Source organism: Microbacterium lushaniae (genome assembly GCF_008727775.1).
Classification (GTDB): Bacteria; Actinomycetota; Actinomycetes; order Actinomycetales; family Microbacteriaceae; genus Microbacterium; species Microbacterium lushaniae.
In genome coordinates this window covers 2,243,563-2,258,530 of the sequence record NZ_CP044232.1, presented here as the reverse complement: position 1 = coordinate 2,258,530, position 14,968 = coordinate 2,243,563, and the positions used below count along the sequence as shown (strand labels likewise).

The 14,968-nt window shown below is 71.8% G+C and carries 14 protein-coding genes and 1 tRNA gene; 8 read left to right on the top strand and 7 right to left on the bottom strand.

Annotated elements, in window-relative coordinates:
• Positions 1-62 precede the first annotated feature (62 nt).
• Entirely contained in the window at positions 63-533 is a 471-nt protein-coding gene (locus F6J85_RS10805) for a MarR family winged helix-turn-helix transcriptional regulator (protein ID WP_150924980.1), read from the top strand.
• 72 nt (positions 534-605) lie between these two features.
• Here F6J85_RS10805 and F6J85_RS10800 read toward each other — a convergent pair.
• Positions 606-679: transfer RNA gene (locus F6J85_RS10800), tRNA-Met, on the bottom strand.
• An 89-nt stretch (positions 680-768) separates the two neighbouring features.
• On the opposite strand from F6J85_RS10800, the gene F6J85_RS10795 reads away from it, so the two are divergent.
• Together F6J85_RS10795 and F6J85_RS10790 are read left to right on the top strand one after the other, a co-directional pair.
• Entirely contained in the window at positions 769-1,278 is a 510-nt protein-coding gene (locus tag F6J85_RS10795; protein ID WP_150924979.1) for a DUF6328 family protein, read from the top strand.
• Complete coding sequence (locus F6J85_RS10790) at positions 1,275-2,081, top strand: carbon-nitrogen hydrolase family protein (RefSeq protein WP_150924978.1); 807 nt, start codon at positions 1,275-1,277, stop codon at positions 2,079-2,081. The genes F6J85_RS10795 and F6J85_RS10790 overlap by 4 nt, the downstream gene beginning before the upstream one ends.
• A 9-nt stretch (positions 2,082-2,090) precedes the next feature.
• On the opposite strand, the gene F6J85_RS10785 is transcribed toward F6J85_RS10790, so the two are convergent.
• Positions 2,091-3,293 (bottom strand): pyridoxal phosphate-dependent aminotransferase, encoded by a 1,203-nt coding sequence (locus F6J85_RS10785; RefSeq protein WP_150924977.1) that lies wholly within the window; start codon positions 3,291-3,293, stop codon positions 2,091-2,093.
• Between the two features lie 98 nt (positions 3,294-3,391).
• Here F6J85_RS10785 and F6J85_RS10780 point away from each other — a divergent pair, with 98 nt between their 5' ends.
• Genes F6J85_RS10780 through F6J85_RS10770 form a run of 3 tightly spaced genes read left to right on the top strand, consistent with a single transcriptional unit; the run spans position 3,392 to position 7,600 of the window.
• Entirely contained in the window at positions 3,392-4,855 is a 1,464-nt protein-coding gene (locus F6J85_RS10780) for a S1C family serine protease (protein WP_150924976.1), read from the top strand.
• 40 nt (positions 4,856-4,895) lie between these two features.
• Positions 4,896-6,140, top strand: coding sequence for a CDP-glycerol glycerophosphotransferase family protein (locus tag F6J85_RS10775; protein WP_150924975.1), 1,245 nt, complete (start codon positions 4,896-4,898; stop codon positions 6,138-6,140).
• The gene (locus F6J85_RS10770; RefSeq protein WP_150924974.1) at positions 6,137-7,600 is read left to right on the top strand and encodes a CDP-glycerol glycerophosphotransferase family protein; all 1,464 of its coding nucleotides are present in this window, start codon (positions 6,137-6,139) and stop codon (positions 7,598-7,600) included. Before F6J85_RS10775 ends, F6J85_RS10770 begins: the two co-directional genes overlap by 4 nt.
• Positions 7,601-7,604: 4 nt before the next feature.
• Here F6J85_RS10770 and F6J85_RS10765 read toward each other — a convergent pair whose 3' ends face one another.
• The gene (locus F6J85_RS10765; RefSeq protein ID WP_150924973.1) at positions 7,605-8,699 is read right to left on the bottom strand and encodes a glycosyltransferase family 2 protein; all 1,095 of its coding nucleotides are present in this window, start codon (positions 8,697-8,699) and stop codon (positions 7,605-7,607) included.
• Between the two features lie 43 nt (positions 8,700-8,742).
• On the opposite strand from F6J85_RS10765, the gene F6J85_RS10760 reads away from it, so the two are divergent.
• Positions 8,743-10,017 (top strand): CDP-glycerol glycerophosphotransferase family protein, encoded by a 1,275-nt coding sequence (locus F6J85_RS10760; RefSeq protein WP_150924972.1) that lies wholly within the window; start codon positions 8,743-8,745, stop codon positions 10,015-10,017.
• On the opposite strand, the gene F6J85_RS10755 is transcribed toward F6J85_RS10760, so the two are convergent.
• From F6J85_RS10755 to F6J85_RS18010, 4 genes are all read right to left on the bottom strand, one after another.
• The gene (locus F6J85_RS10755; protein WP_150924971.1) at positions 10,018-11,349 is read right to left on the bottom strand and encodes a maltokinase N-terminal cap-like domain-containing protein; all 1,332 of its coding nucleotides are present in this window, start codon (positions 11,347-11,349) and stop codon (positions 10,018-10,020) included.
• 7 nt (positions 11,350-11,356) lie between these two features.
• Positions 11,357-12,373, bottom strand: coding sequence for a hypothetical protein (locus F6J85_RS10750; protein ID WP_238706925.1), 1,017 nt, complete (start codon positions 12,371-12,373; stop codon positions 11,357-11,359).
• Positions 12,374-12,416: 43 nt separating this feature from the next.
• A complete protein-coding gene (locus F6J85_RS10745) occupies positions 12,417-13,109 on the bottom strand; it encodes a phosphocholine cytidylyltransferase family protein (RefSeq protein WP_150918272.1) in 693 nt (230 codons plus the stop codon).
• A 178-nt stretch (positions 13,110-13,287) separates the two neighbouring features.
• On the bottom strand, positions 13,288-13,719 hold the full coding sequence (locus tag F6J85_RS18010) for a hypothetical protein (protein ID WP_238706924.1): 432 nt from the start codon (positions 13,717-13,719) through the stop codon (positions 13,288-13,290).
• Positions 13,720-13,798: 79 nt separating this feature from the next.
• Here F6J85_RS18010 and F6J85_RS10740 point away from each other — a divergent pair, with 79 nt between their 5' ends.
• Positions 13,799-14,959, top strand: a complete 1,161-nt coding sequence (locus F6J85_RS10740) for an ABC transporter ATP-binding protein (RefSeq protein WP_238706923.1) — start codon at positions 13,799-13,801, stop codon at positions 14,957-14,959.
• Positions 14,960-14,968 lie beyond the last annotated feature (9 nt).

Genomic DNA, 14,968 nt, shown 5'->3' with positions numbered 1-14,968 from the left:
TATTTGCTAGTTTAGCTAGCGATTGTGGTCGACTATACATAGGTGAGGGAGGAGGTGTCCACATGTCATACGCCGCTTCGGCCCCCGGCGCAAGACGGGAGTCGATCACGGACGCGCTGTTCGCCGTGCGCGCGTTCAGCGACGCCATGGACCGCATGCACAGCGGCATGAAGGGCGACATGGACATGAACACCACCGACTTGGCCGCCCTTCGGATGCTGATCGTCCGGGAGCAGCGCGGGGAGACGGTGAGCCCGCACGACGTCGCGCGGCACCTGCGCATCTCGACGGCATCCACCACGAAGCTGCTGGATCGCCTGTCTGCGACGGGACACCTCGAGCGTCGTCCGCATCCGCATGACCGCCGTGCGCGCGTGGTCGTGCTGACCGAGCGCACGAGACGGGAGTTCTTCACCCACTTCGGCGCGCACCTGGCATCGATGTCCGCCGTCGCCGACGCGTACACCGACGAAGAACTGGCCGTGATCGTCCGCTTCCTCGGCGAACTGGCCGAGGCGGTCGACCCCCGCTGAGCCGCGTCGGCCGCGTGGATGGTGCCGGCAACGAGAAAAGGCGCCCCGTGGGGGACGCCTTCTCTCTTTTCGTTGCGGGGACAGGATTTGAACCTGCGACCTCTGGGTTATGAGCCCAGCGAGCTACCGAACTGCTCCACCCCGCGTCACGAGAATCAGCTTAGCACGGCGCCGACACCACTTCGTGCCGCCCCAGGGGTTGCCATCCGTTCGCGGGGTTGGTCATGATGCCCGAATGCACAGCGACCCGGCGCAGCCGCGCGACGACACGTCCGACGGTCGCGACGAGACCCCGGCCGAGCGCGCCGACCGCAACTGGAACGAGGTGCTGCAGGAGCTGCGCGTCCTGCAGACGGGCACCCAGATCCTCACCGGGTTCCTGCTCGCGCTCGCCTTCCAGCCGGGCTTCTCCGACCTCGACGACGGACAGCGTGTCTTCTACCTCGCGCTCGTGGTCCTCTCCGCCCTCAGCGCGATCGTCGCCCTGGCCCCCGTCGCCCTGCATCGCGTGCTCTTCCGTCAGCGCGCGAAAGGCTCCGTCGTGCGGTACGGGCACGTCGCGCTCCTGTCGGCGCTGCTGACGGTGTCGCTGCTGCTGGCCGGCGTCGTCGCTTTCGTGTTCGACGTGGTGGTGGGGTTGCCCGCGGCCGCGGTGGCCGCGGGTTCGCTGGCCGCGCTCATCCTCGTACTGTGGGTGGTGGTGCCGGTGACGATGCGCGTCCGGCACGCGGGAGGAGACGCATGAGCGCGGAATCGATCGGTCTCGCCATCGCCCAGTTCGCCCCGACGGCATCCATCGCGACGAACCTCGAGGTCATCGGGACTCTCGCTGCGCGTGCGGCGGCGCGGGGGGCACGCGTGGTGGTCTTCCCCGAATACTCCAGCTACTTCATCGACCCCTTCGATGCCTCCCTCGCGGAGAACGCCCAGACCGTCGAGGGGCCCTTCGTGTCCGCCCTGGTGGAACTCGCCCGGACCCACGGCCTCACGATCGCGGCCGGCCTGCTGGAGCGAGGGGATGACGGCGCGCGCGTGCGCAACACCGTCGTCGCCGTGGACGGCACCGGCGTGCTGGCGACCTACCGCAAGCTGCACCTGTACGACGCGTTCGGTCAGCGGGAGTCGGATTGGGTGCAGCCGGGGGAGATCTCCGACCCGGAGACCTTCGTCGTGGACGGCATGAGGTTCGCTCTCATGACCTGTTACGACCTCCGGTTCCCCGAGGTCGCCCGCGTGCTGGCCGATGCCGGCGCCGATGTGGTGCTGATGGCAGCCGATTGGGTGCGGGGGCCGCTGAAGGAGCACCACTGGCGCACGCTCCTGCAGGCGCGGGCGATCGAGAACACCTTCTTCGTGGCTGCGGCCGATCACCCGCCGCCGCTGGGCGTGGGCAACTCGCTCGTGGTCGACCCGCAGGGTGTCGTCATCGCCGGCGTCGGGACGGGCACCGACGTCGCCGTCGCGCACCTGGACCGCGACGCGATCGGGCGCGTGCGCCGCGTCAACCCGGCGCTGAAGCTGCGTCGGTTCCGCGTCGTGCCGGCCTGACGCTCGCCGTCACGGCCGGAGAGCCGCCAGCCGGGATACGGCGTCCTCGAGCACGTCGACGCGCTTGCACGCGGCGAACCGCACGAGCGTGCGGTAGCGGTCGCGATGCCCGGCGGTGGCAAAGGCCGGAAGGGGAACCGCCACCACGCCTGCCCGCTCCGGCAGCGCGCGGCAGAATTCCACGGCATCCGCTGCCCCCAGCGGGGCGGCATCGGCGACCGTGAAGTACGAGCCGGCCGGCTCCGACACGTCGAATCCGGCCGAGCGCAGCCCGGCCCCCAGCAGATCCCGCTTCTCGCGCATGGTCCTCGCCAGGCCGCCGAAGAACGTGTCGGGCAAGCGCAGCCCGGCGGCGATGGCGGGCTGGAACGGACTGCCGTTGACGTAGGTCAGGAACTGCTTGACCGCCAGTACCGCGGCGACCAGGGGAGCCGGCGCGGTGACCCATCCGATCTTCCACCCCGTCACCGAAAAGGTCTTGCCCGCCGAGGAGATCGACACGGTGCGCTCCCAGGCTCCCGGCAGCGTCGCGATCGGCACGTGCGGACCGTCGAAGACGAGGTGCTCGTACACCTCGTCGGTGACGATCACGGCGTCGTGGCGCTCGGCCAGCTCGACGATGCGCGCGAGGACCTCGCGGGAGAAGACGGAGCCCGTGGGATTGTGCGGGTCGTTGAGCAGGATGATCCGCGTGCGGTCGGTGACGGCGGCGGCCAGTTCGTCCAGGTCCGGCTGGAAGTCGGGCCATCGCAGCGGAACCGGCACCAGACGCGCCCCCGCGAGGGCGACGCATGCCGCATACGAGTCGTAGAAGGGCTCGAACACGACGACCTCGTCGCCGGGGCCGTCCACGAGAGCCAGGAGGGTCGCGGCCAGGGCCTCGGTCGCGCCGGCGGTGACGAGCACGTCACGCTCGGGGTCGAGCTGCAGGCCGTAGCAGCGGCGCTGATGCTCGGCGATCGCCAGACGCAGGTCGGGGATGCCCCGGCCGGGCGGGTACTGATTGACACCGCGGGCGATCGCCTCGCGGGCGGCCTCCAGGACCTCGGCCGGACCGTCCTCGTCGGGGAATCCCTGTCCCAGGTTGATTGCCCCCGTTTTCGCCGCCAGTGCGCTCATCTCGGCGAAGATGGTAGGGACGGTCGTTCCGTCCGGTGCCCGCAGGCCGGCACCCTCGGCGGCTCGCCGCCAGGCGCCCGGAATCTCTCGCATCCCCCTCACGCTAGTCGCATAGTCTGATCCCGGTCGCGGCATAGGAAAACCACAGCAACCGGAGCCACGCTGGTAGTGCTTGGCAGAAGGAGCATCCCATGAGCGAGAACCAGGGCAACCGTCCCGAAGACAACGTCCCGGCTGCACCGCCGCACCCGGGCCCCGTCCCGCCGCAGACCGCCTCACAGGCCCCGGCCGGATGGACTGCGCCCGCCGCGCAGAACCCCCAGAGTCCCTACGCCCGTCCCCACCAGGCCTACGGCGCGCCCCAGCCCCCCTACGCCGGCCGGCCAGGGGCACCCGCCGCGCACGCCACCCAGCCCACCACGCCGCTGACCCCGGAGACCCCGGATGAGCCGCGGAAGAAGTCCGGCGCCGGCAAGGTCGTCGGCCTCATCGTGGCCGCGGCCCTCGTCGGCGGCGCGGCGGGCCTCGGCGGCGGCTACGCGGGCGCTGCCCTGTGGGGCGGCGAGTCCGAAGCCGCGCCCGTCGCCGGGCCCGAGTCCATCACCATCAACGACCCCGATGACGCCACCTTGACCACCGCCATCGCTGCGAAGGTCGTCCCGAGCGTCGTGACCATCAGTGCCACCAGCGGCAGCGGCGGCGGCACCGGGTCCGGCGTCATCCTGGACGAGGAGGGCCACGTCGTCACCAACACGCACGTCGTCACCCTCGACGGGCAGTCCGCCGACGCGGCCATCACCGCCACCACGTCCGACGGCCGCGTGTACGAGGCCGAGATCGTCGGCGTCGACCCCATCTACGACCTCGCCGTCATCCAGCTGCAGGATGCCGAGGGCCTCACCCCGATCGAGTTCGCCGACTCCGACAAGCTCAACGTCGGCGACGTGGCCGTCGCGGTCGGGGCGCCACTGGGGCTGTCGAACACCGTGACCACCGGCATCATCAGCGCGCTCGAGCGTTCCATCTCGGTGGCCTCCGCCGCCGTGCCGGACGACGCCGAGAGCGAGGACGGCGGGCAGACACCGCCCGGCCAGGAGGGACCGTTCTTCTTCGACTTCGGGCAGGGCCAGCAGCAGACCGGGTCGAACGAGACCATCAGCATCGCGGTCATCCAGACCGACGCGGCCATCAACCCCGGCAACTCCGGCGGTGCCCTGGTGGACTCCGAGGGACGCCTCATCGGCATCAACGTCGCGATCGCCTCGGCCGGCGGTTCCTCCGGCCAGGCGGGCAACATCGGAGTCGGCTTCGCGATCCCGTCCGACATCGCGGAGCGCGTCGCCGACGAGATCATCGAGACCGGCTCGGCCACGCACGGCCTGCTCGGCGCGACGGTTCAGCCCGCGTCGGCGGTGGAGGGGACCGACATCGCCGGTGCCTACATCGCCGAGGTCACCCCCGGTGGCGCCGCCGACGAGGCGGGCCTGCGGGAGGGCGACATCGTCACGGCGGTGGACGGCAAGCCCATCACGACCTCGATCGACCTCACGGCGCAGGTGCGTGCCCTCGCCGCCGGAGCCGACGCGACCCTCACGTACGTGCGCGACGGGGAGACCCGCACCGCCGACGTGACACTGGGAGAGCTCGGCGCGTAAGCGCAACGGAACGGACGCCACCCCGCGATAGGCTCGCGGGGTGGCGTCCTTCTCGTTCGGCGCGGGGAATGCGCGGAAGCTCCTCAGCATCCCGCTGTACGCCGCCGGGGGACTCCTCACTCGCCTGATCCCGCGCTCGCGCGACCAGTGGGTCTTCGGATGCGCCGTGGGCATCGCCGACGGTGCGCTCGCCCTGTGGGAGGAGGCCACCGCCCGCGGCGAACGGGCCGTATGGCTCGTGGGCACCGAGGGCGAGGCGCGCGAGGCCGAGCGCCGGGGCATCCCGCATGTGCGCAAGACGGGTCTGCGCGGCTTCTGGTGCACCGCCCGCGCGCGCGTCGTGGTCGTCACGCACGGTTTCGGCGACGTCAACCGGTACGCCGTGGCCGGTGCCGTCATCGTTCAGCTGTGGCACGGCATCCCGCTCAAGCGCATCGGCCTGGACTCCGCGGAGACGCTGCGCAGCGGCATCCTGCCCGACTCCCGCGTCGTGCGCGGGATGCTGCGGCGCATGTACGCCGGCGCGACGCGGCGCATCCGCATCCTGCCGGCGGCGTCGCACCTGGTGCGGGGGCGGCTGGAATCGGCGTTCGGGCTGCCCGCCGAGCACGTCCCCGTCACCGGGGAGCCGCGCGTGGACGTGCTGTCGCGTGGCACCGCCGATCAACGCCGCCGCCACGCGCGTGCCGTGATCGACCAGGTCGCCGGGCCCCTCTCCGACGACACGCGCGTCGTGCTGTACGCGCCCACGTGGCGCGACGGCGCGCCCGACCCCGCCGTGCCGTCCGAGGACGAGTGGCGGGCGATCCTCGACGTGCTCGAACGCAACCGCGCCGTGCTGCTGGTGCGCTCCCACCCCCTCGGGGCGGGGGAGTACCGCCCCCCGAACGGCGCCGACCGCGTGCGCGCCCTCGGATCCGACCTGGTCGCCGACGTGACTCCGCTGCTCCCGGGCATGGACGTGCTCATCACCGACTACTCCTCGCTCGCCTTCGATGCCGGTCTGGTGCCGCTGCCGGTGCTGTTCCTGGCCCCCGACCTGGCGGAGTACCGCGCCCGTCGGGGCCTGTACGGCCGATACGCCGACGTCGCGGGAGAGGACTGGGCGCCGTCGTGGACGCAGATCTGCCGGCAGCTGGAGGACGTGCTGCACGCTCCAGCCGAGCGCACCGCGCGCTCGTTCGCTCTGAGCGAACGCGTGCACGCGTACCGTGACGGACGCAACACCCAGCGCGTCTACCGCGCCATCCGCGCCGCTGTCGGCGCGCCGAGAGGAGTCTTATGACCGACGTGCGCTTCCTCGTCCGCGACGACGGCGTCGCGACCCTGGAGCTCTCCGGCACCGGCCCGCGGCCGCAGGCGGTGTCGCTGGTCGGGCGCCGCGCGCGGGCGGAGGGCCGGCTCAGCGGGCGTGGCCGGACGTGGCGGGCGAGCATCGCGCTGCAGGCCGCGCGATGGGGAGGTCCGGAGCTTCCGCTGCCGACGGGGGAGTACGCCATCGCGATCGAGCCCGGCGAGGCCACCGACGCGGATCCACCCGGCGCCCCCGTGCCGATCACGCTCCTCGGCACGCTGCGGGCGTCGTGGGACGGAGCGCACGTGCGGATCGGTCCGCCCGTGAATCCCGCGTACGACTCCGGCGAGGGACAGGAGTCGCTCGAGCGGCGCTACGCCGCCGGGGGCGGCGAGCTGGAGAACGCGGTGTTCTTCGAGAGCTTCTACGGACGCAACGCCAGTTGCAATCCGCTGGCGATCGATCGAGAGCTCGCCCGCCGCGCCCCCGCCGTCACACGGTACTGGAGCGTCGTGGACCTCTCGGTGAGCGTGCCGGAGGGCGCGGTGCCGGTCGTGGAGGGCAGCCCGCAGTGGTGGCGTGCGCGAGGGGCGTCGCGCCTGCTGGTCATCAACGACTGGATGCGGCGGCGCTTCGCACGGCGGCCCGGACAGGTCGTCCTGCAGACGTGGCACGGCACGCCGGTCAAGCGGCTCGCGCTGCACCGGCCGGGATTCGATCCCCGCCGCGCGCTCGCGGTGATCCGGGAATCCCGCCGCTGGAACGTGCTGCTGGCTCAGAACCCGTATGCCGCGGGCATCCTGCGCAAGGCCTACGCCTTCCTGCGGCGGCCGATCTGGGTGGAGGGGTATCCCCGCAATGACATCCTCGTCACCGATGACGGATCGGCCACCCGCGAGGCGCTGGGGATCGCCCCCGATGCGCGCGTCCTGCTGTACGCGCCCACGTGGCGAGACGACCGGGAGGAGATCGTCGACTTCCTCGACCCGGCGGCCCTGGCCGAGCAGACCGGCGCGGTCGTGCTCGTGCGCGGACACTCGCGCACGCTGCAGCCGGGGCGCGACGCGGTGGGTGCGCGGGTGATCGACGTCACCGGGTTCCCCGACACCTCGCGCCTGCTGACGGCCGTCGACGCGCTCATCACCGACTACTCCTCGGTCATGTTCGACTTCTCCGTCACGGGCAAGCCGATGTACTTCCTCGTACCCGACATGGAGCACTACCGGGGAGAGCTGCGCGGGTTCTACTTCGACCTGGGCGACTCCGTTCCCGGTCCGGTCGTGCGCACGCAGGCCGAACTGGTGTCGGCGCTGCGCGACCCGGATCCCGCGGCCTACGCCGACCGGTACGAGCGCTGGCGGCGCACGTTCAACGCCCGCGACGACGGCTCCGCCGCCGAGCGGGTGGTCGCCCGCATCCTCGATCAGGGATTCGTCCGCGGCCCCGAGTAGCCGGCTACGGCAGCGGCGTGTTGCGGTCGCCCAGCCGCGAGGTGTCCACCGTGTCGTGCGCGCCCCGCAGGAGGCCCGCCATGAAGCCCGCCCCCCACGACAGGTGCATCGTGGGCAGCACCGCGAGCGTCCACAGCTTGTCCCGCCAGCCCTTCCCACCGCCCGGTCCCGCGGCGACGACCCCGATCAGGGCCGCGTACACGGCGACGGGGAGGTGCACGATCGAGGCGATCAGCGCCCACGCGCCGCTGAGCACGCGCGTGACCTGGAGGAGCCCCACGCCGATGCTCACGCCCACGGCGACCACGAGCGCCGGGGGAGCGAAGAAGCGCAGCGAGTTGCCCCGCCCGTACCGGCGCACCAGCTCGCCGCGCCACGCCCCGGTGGCGCGGAACTGCCGGACCAGACGCGTCCAGCTCTCCCGCGGCCAGTAGACGACCGACAGCTCCGGATCGAACCACACGCGGTATCCGGCGCGGCGGATCCGCAGGTTCAGCTCCCAGTCCTCGCCGCGGCGGATGGATTCGTCGAACAGACCGACCTCCTCCAGTACCGCGCGCCGCATGACACCGAGGTACGCCGATTCGGCGGGGCCCTCCTTGGTGCCGCCGTGGTACGCGCCGCCGCCCAGGCCGATGGGGGAGTTGTAAGCCCGGGCCACCGCGCGCTGGAAGGGCGTGCGTCCCTCGGCGTGCATGACGCCGCCGACGTTGGCCGCGCGCACGCGCGCGAGGGTCGCCAGCGCTCGGCGGGTGTAGTCGGGGGAGATCTCGGAGTGGGCGTCGACCCGCACGATCGTGGGATAGCGCCCTGCACGGATGGCGCGGTTCAGGCCCACGGGGATGTCGGCGGCGGGGTTGTCCACGAGCAGGATGCGGGCATCGCCCGCCGCGAGGTCGCGCGCGATCAGGTTCGTGCCGTCCGAGGACGGGCCGAGGGCGAGAACGAGCTCGACCGGACCGGGCACGTCCTGGGCCAGCACGGTCTCGACGGCGCGGCGCAGGTACCGCTCCTCGTTCAGGACCGGCATGACGAAGGTGACGCCGGATCCCTCCTCGGGCACGGGGGCGTCCCTGCGTCCGGGCGCGGCGACATGCATCCGACGATCATGCCACGGCGTGGCCGGTGGGTACGCTGGAAGGATGCGATTGATCGGCGACGCCAAGCTCGCGTGGGGGCTGTTCCGCAAGGGACTGTCCAACCGCGCCGCCGCGAAAGCCGTGCGCGGCGCGATCCAGTCGCAGCCGCCGCATCCGCCTCGGCATTACCGCGTTGCGGTGTACTTCGCCGACGGCGCGGTGAACATGTACCAGATGCGCCAGTGGTACAAGCCACTGGCTGCCATCGCGCAGCGGTGGCCCGTGGTCGTGCTCGCGCGATCGGCGTTCGGCACGCGCGCCCTTCTGGCCGATGGCGCCCTGCCGGTGGCCTTCGTGCCGTCGGTGCGCGACCTGGAGCAGTTCGTGGCGGGGCAGGACATCCGCGTCGTGTTCTACGTGAATCAGAACACGCGCAACTTCCAGATGTTCCGGTACGGGCGTCGGTGGCACGTGTTCATCAACCACGGCGAGTCCGACAAGATGTACATGACCACCAACCAGTTCAAGGCCTACGACTACGCGTTCGTCGCCGGCGACGCCGCACGCGATCGCCTGGCGCGGGTCTTGTGGGATTACGACCTGGACGCCCGCACGTTCTCGATCGGACGTCCGCAGGCCGACCACTACTCGGGCGTCCTGCCCTACTCGCCCGACGACCGCACGGTCGTGCTGTACGCGCCCACCTGGGAGGGTGACCGCCCCTCGGCGCACTACGGATCCATCCGCACCCACGGCGAGGCGCTCGTCTCGGCGCTGCTGGCCAGCGGCCGCCACCGCGTCATCTACCGCCCGCACCCCCGCTCCGGGGTCGTGGACCCCGAGTACCGCAGGGCGAATCAGCGCATCATCGCCGCGCTCGCCGCAGCGAACGCATCCGATCCGGGGGCCCAGCACGTGTACGACGACGGGCCCGAGCTGGGATGGCAGCTCGCCGCGGCCGACCTCGCCGTCGTCGACATCTCGGCGATGGTCTACGACCGTCTCGCCGCCGACAAGCCCCTCATGATCACGCGCCCCGCCGACCCGGAGGCGCTCGTGGACACCCACGGCTACCTCTCGGCGTGCGAATGGCTGGATGCGGCGGCGGCGCCCGACATCGTCGCGCAGTCCGAACGCGTGCTCGGCGACCCGGAATCGGTCGCGCGCCTGCAGCACTGGGTGCGGTACTACTTCGGCGACACCACCCCCGGGGCGGCGTCGGCGCGGTTCGGCGCGGCCGTGGAGACCCTCATGGACCGCTGGGAGCAGTGGCACTCACGCCCGGGCGCCGAAGACGACATCATCGACGGCGACGAAGAGGCCGACGTCGACGACTGATCAGCCCGCGGCGATCCGCTGCACGGCCGCCACCGGGATCCGCACCCACCCGGGTCGGTTGCGCGCTTCGTACACGGTCTCGTAGAGCGCTTTGTCGACCTCGAACGCCCTCAGCACGTGGGGGTCGGGGGTCTCGGCCGCACCGGAGCCGGCGTATCCGCGCAGGAAGGCCGCGCGCGCCCTGGCAGCCCAGGCGTGCGCGTCGCCGGCCGTCCCGGCGGGCACGGAGTCCGCGGCGTATGCGAAGGAGCGCAGCATCCCCGCGACGTCGCGGACGGCGAAATCGGGCGCGTGCCGCTCCGACATCGGTCGCAGCGGCTCGCCCTCGAAATCCAGCAGCACCCACCCGCGCCCGGGCACGTCGATGACCTGTCCCAGGTGGAGATCGCCGTGCACCCGCTGCAGCCGCGGCCACGGGGCGGCCAGAGCACGCGCGAAGGTGCGTTCTATCGCCGGAACCGATGCCTCCAGCGCCGGAGCGGCCTCCAGTGCGGCCCGCAGCCGCAGCCGCCACCCCGTCGCCGTGGCATCCAGGTCGTCGGCGGTCGCCGGGCGTGTGGGGAACAGCCGCGCCAGTGCGGCATGGGTCTCCGCCACCGCCACTCCCAGTCGCTCGGCCGGTCCCGCGAAGTCGGTGCCGCGCTCGACCGCGCGCAGAGCGACCCGCCAGGCGTCTTGGACGCCGGGGAAGAACTGCTGGGCGAACGCCAGGGAACCGGCGACCAGATGACCCTCATCACCGGGCGCGCGCCACATGGCCGACACCGCGCCGACCACCGGCGGCACCGAGCGGACGCCGGCCTCGGAGAGAGCGGTCTGCAGCTCGATGTCGGGGTTCAGCCCGGCGTGCACCTGCCGGAAGATCTTGCAGATGACCGGGTGCGCGCGGCCGGCGCCGCGGAAGATGAGGGAGGTGTTGGACTGCTCACCGTCGAGAACGATGGCCGGCAGCGGATGGTGCGAGCCCCGGACATGCGCCGACGAGGGCTCGCCGTACAGCGGCCCGTCCGCGCCGCCGAATCGTCCGCCGCGCGTGACCAGTCCGTAGAGGACGTCGTGGAAGGCGGCGTCGGCGGTGCCGTCGACGAGCACCATCCCGTGTGGGCGCCCGATCTCCGCGGCCGACGGCTCGGATCGCCACACCACCGGAACCTGGTACAGCACGGGGCCGTCTCCGCTGGTGTCGTATACCAGCAGCACCTGCACGCGCGCGTCGGAGGGCCCGCCGAGGTCCCACTCGGCGACCAGTCGCAGCTCGGGCGCAGCGCCCTTGTTCGCGTACCACCTCTGGCGGGGCATCCATTCGCGCAGGCACGCCAGTGTGCTGTCCATGGCTGGGCTACCGTGTGCCGCCGTCGGGGGATCCGGACCCTCCAAAGTGGTCCTCGGCCGGCGCCGCCACCCCGTCTGCCGTGCCGCGGGAGGCGCGTCCGGGCAGGGCGCGGCGTGCGGCCCCACCCGCCCGGCGCGTGGCGCCGCCCACCGACCGCCCCGCCGACGCGAGGCCCCGAGCGGCACTGCCGGCAGCGCCCGCGATGGCCCCGCCCACGCGCTGGGCACCTGCCATCGCGGCCTCTTCGGCACGCCGCGCTCCTGGTAGCGGCTCGAGTTCGGCGGGCCACACGACCGGTGGCGCTCCGAAGGCACGTCGGGAGCCGACGAGCACGCGGCGCCCGAGGATGTTGTTGCCTGCGCCGCCCACGGCGGCCCCGACTCCGAAGGGCAGTGCCTTACCGACCCACGACGCTCCCGCGCGCCCGGCGAACTGCCGCACGAAGACGGATATGAGCCGGTCGACGACGGGGCCGACGGCCGCGCGGGGGAGTGTCTTGGTCACCATCTCGCCCCAGTACCCCGCCCGCGTGGGTCCACGGCCGGTGGCTTCGCCGGCGAGCTGGGCGAGGAGGTCGACGCCCTCCTTGCCCAGCATCAGGGTCAGAACGAGGGCGCGCGCGCGATCGGGGTCGGCGACGGCGATCCCGTGCACTTCGGCGATCGACTGGGCGAAGAGCGTCGTGGCTTCGACGAATCCGACGGTCTCCGCACCGCTGAGCGCGAGGGTGACGCCGGTGCCCACTCCCGGGACGACGGCAGTGGCCCCCACCGCGGCGCCACCGGCGGTGACTCCGGCCAGGTAGCGACGCTCGAGGATCCGTACGAGTTCGGCGGGGGAGGCGTTCGGGTGCCGAAGCCGGACGCTGCGCAGGTGTGCGAGCACGACGGGCCGCTGGATCGCCAGGACGCGGTCGAGGGCTCGAATGGTGCGCGGGTGCTCGTCCGAGCCGACGGGCGGGAGCCCGCCAGACCAGGGCGCATCCTGCGGGAGCGAGTGAATGCGGTGCACTTTATCGCTCATCGGGGCGGTCCGAACGACGACGTGGGCGTGATCTGCCGGGCGCTCAGACGAAGAGGTTGGCGCGCTCGAGGTCTTCGGCGAAGTCCACCTCGACGGCGTAGAGGTCGGAGATGTCCATCGGTTCGAGCCGCAGCCCGTCCTCGGCGATGGCGAGCTCCAGACCGCGCTCGAAGTAGTCCTGGTCGCCCACGCGGGCGAGCTGGCGCTGGAACGACTTCTTGTCGCGCCCCGAGACGAAGTTGATGCCGACGGCTTCGCCGATGCCACCCACGACGGTCTTCGACAGCTCCTTGATGAAGCCGTCGGGGCCGACGGTGTACTTGACCTCTTCGTCGCTGACCTTGGCCGTGTTGACGGTGACGAAGGACTGATCGCGCTCGATGAGCGGGAGTGCCCGGCCGAGGATGCGGGGATCGAACACGACGTCGCCGTTCATCCAGAGCACGCCGCCCTTCCCCGTCTGGGCCAGTGCGCGCAGAAGGCTCTTGGACGTGTTGGTCTGGTCGTAGCGCTCGTTGTAGACGTAGTCCGCGTCGGGGAACGCGTCGACGATGGTCTCGGCGCGATAACCCACGACGGTGAGGATGCGGGCGCCGGGGCCGAAGGCCGCGTGGACGTTGTCGTGCTGCTGCTGCATGATGCTGCGGCCGTCGCTCAGCTCCGTGAGGGGCTTGGGGAGGCTGCGACCGAGCCGCGAACCGAGGCCGGCGGCGAGGATGACGATCTGAGGGGACACTGTTGCTCCTGGGGTTGGTTCATGTCCGGTTAACCGGAATGCCACTCCGTTGTGCGCCCTTCATGGTAGCGAGGAAGCCTGAACAGGGGCATGATATGCGCCACCCGTTGCCGATTCGTGATGCAGGGTGTAGTCCCGGGTCACAGGTAACACCAGGCCTCTGTGTCGGTTCGACTTGCTAGTTTGGGGTGATGACAGCTTCGCTGCCGCTGCCTGACGATTCGCCCCCGGACGTCGATGGGGAAATCGACACGGAGGCGGCTTCGAAGGAGCCGCCGACCCCCGCCGTGATGCCCGCCGACGCGGTCGTCTCCGAGCCCGGGGCGATGGCGAAGACACCCGCTCCCGCGGCTGCCAGGACGACCGCGAAGAAACCCTCCACCGCGAAGTCCGCGGCGAAGAAACCGGCGCCGAAGAAGCCCACGGGGCAAAAGGCCGCGCGCAAGCCCGCCACCAAAAAGGCCCCGTCGACCGCTGCCCGTGCCGTGGTCGATGGCGGCGTGGGCGCGAAGGTCGGTGCGGTCCCGCCGCCCCTGCCCGGCCCACCCCCGCCGCTGCCGGGCCCGCCGCCTCCGCTGCCCGGGCCGCCGGTGCCGGAGGGGCTGGTCATTCCGCCACGTCCGCCGCTTCCGCCCGCCACCGGTCTTTCGGTCGCGCCTCGGCCGGAGGCTGCGGCTGAGCCGGAGCCCGTGGCCGCGCCTGAGCCGGAGCCCGTGGTCGAGCCGGATCCCGTCGTCGAGCCTCAGCCCGAGGCCGCGGTCGAGCCGGAGCCCGTCGTCGAGCACCAGCCGGAGCCGGTGGTCGAGCCCCAGCCGGCGCCCGCTCCCGTTCTGCAGGCCGTCGTGCGGGAGACTGAGCCCGTCGCTGATCCCGAAACCCAGCGGGCTCTCGTCGAGCCCGATCCGCTCGTGGAGTTCGAGCAGCTGGTGGCAGACCTCGAGACCGGACCCGAGGCGCAGACGGAACCGGAACCCACTTCGACCCGCGTTCAGGTGGCCGACGTACCGGGCGCGCCCGCCGTGGACACCGGAGCGTCGGAAGCCCTCCTGGTCGCCCTCGAGCCGGACGCGGAGCCTGTCGCCGACGCCGCCGTGCCCGCGCTCACGCTGCAGGCGGTGACCAAGAGCTTCGGCGGCACGCGCGCTGTCGATCGGATCGACCTCACCGTCCCGGCCGGGTCGTTCTACGGGATCGTGGGCCCCAATGGAGCAGGCAAGACGACGACGCTGTCGATGATCGCGGGCCTCCTCCGGCCCGACGAGGGTGTCATCACCGTCAACGGCATCGACGCACGCGCGCAGTCGACGCAGGCCAAGCGCGCCATGGGGGTGCTGCCCGACCGGCTGCGCACCTTCGACCGGCTGACCGGACGGCAGCTGCTCTACTACTACGGCGTGCTGCGTGGTCTGCCTTCCGCGGTCGTGGAGAGCCGCATCGTCGACCTCGCACGGGCGTTCGACCTCGTCGACGCGCTCGGGCGGTCGGTGTCGGACTACTCCACCGGCATGACCAAGAAGGTCATGCTGGCCGGGGCCATGATCCATTCGCCTCGCCTCCTGGTGCTGGACGAGCCGTTCGAATCGGTCGACCCGGTCTCCAGTGCCGTCATCCTCGACATCCTCTCGACCTACGTCGCCCACGGCGGCACCGTGATCCTCTCCAGCCACGGCATGGAGCTGGTCGAGCGGGTGTGCAGCCGCGTCGCGGTGCTCGTGGCCGGTGAGGTGCTCGCCGAAGGCACGATCGACGAGGTGCGCGGCGCCGGCACCCTCCAGGAGCGGTTCCTCGAGCTGGCCGGCGGACCGGGCGATGTGGAGGGCCTGGAGTGGTTGCACGCCTTCTCCGACTGAGGCTCGCCT

Coding starts and splice junctions, on each gene's coding strand:
- F6J85_RS10805 (WP_150924980.1), top strand. CDS start 63: ATGTCATACGCCGCTTCGGCCCCCGGCGCAAGACGGGAGTCGATCACG.
- F6J85_RS10795 (WP_150924979.1), top strand. CDS start 769: ATGCACAGCGACCCGGCGCAGCCGCGCGACGACACGTCCGACGGTCGC.
- F6J85_RS10790 (WP_150924978.1), top strand. CDS start 1,275: ATGAGCGCGGAATCGATCGGTCTCGCCATCGCCCAGTTCGCCCCGACG.
- F6J85_RS10785 (WP_150924977.1), bottom strand. CDS start 3,293: ATGCGAGAGATTCCGGGCGCCTGGCGGCGAGCCGCCGAGGGTGCCGGC.
- F6J85_RS10780 (WP_150924976.1), top strand. CDS start 3,392: ATGAGCGAGAACCAGGGCAACCGTCCCGAAGACAACGTCCCGGCTGCA.
- F6J85_RS10770 (WP_150924974.1), top strand. CDS start 6,137: ATGACCGACGTGCGCTTCCTCGTCCGCGACGACGGCGTCGCGACCCTG.
- F6J85_RS10765 (WP_150924973.1), bottom strand. CDS start 8,699: ATGCATGTCGCCGCGCCCGGACGCAGGGACGCCCCCGTGCCCGAGGAG.
- F6J85_RS10760 (WP_150924972.1), top strand. CDS start 8,743: ATGCGATTGATCGGCGACGCCAAGCTCGCGTGGGGGCTGTTCCGCAAG.
- F6J85_RS10755 (WP_150924971.1), bottom strand. CDS start 11,349: ATGGACAGCACACTGGCGTGCCTGCGCGAATGGATGCCCCGCCAGAGG.
- F6J85_RS10750 (WP_238706925.1), bottom strand. CDS start 12,373: ATGAGCGATAAAGTGCACCGCATTCACTCGCTCCCGCAGGATGCGCCC.
- F6J85_RS18010 (WP_238706924.1), bottom strand. CDS start 13,719: ATGACCAGCCCCTCCGGCACCGGCGGCCCGGGCAGCGGAGGCGGCGGG.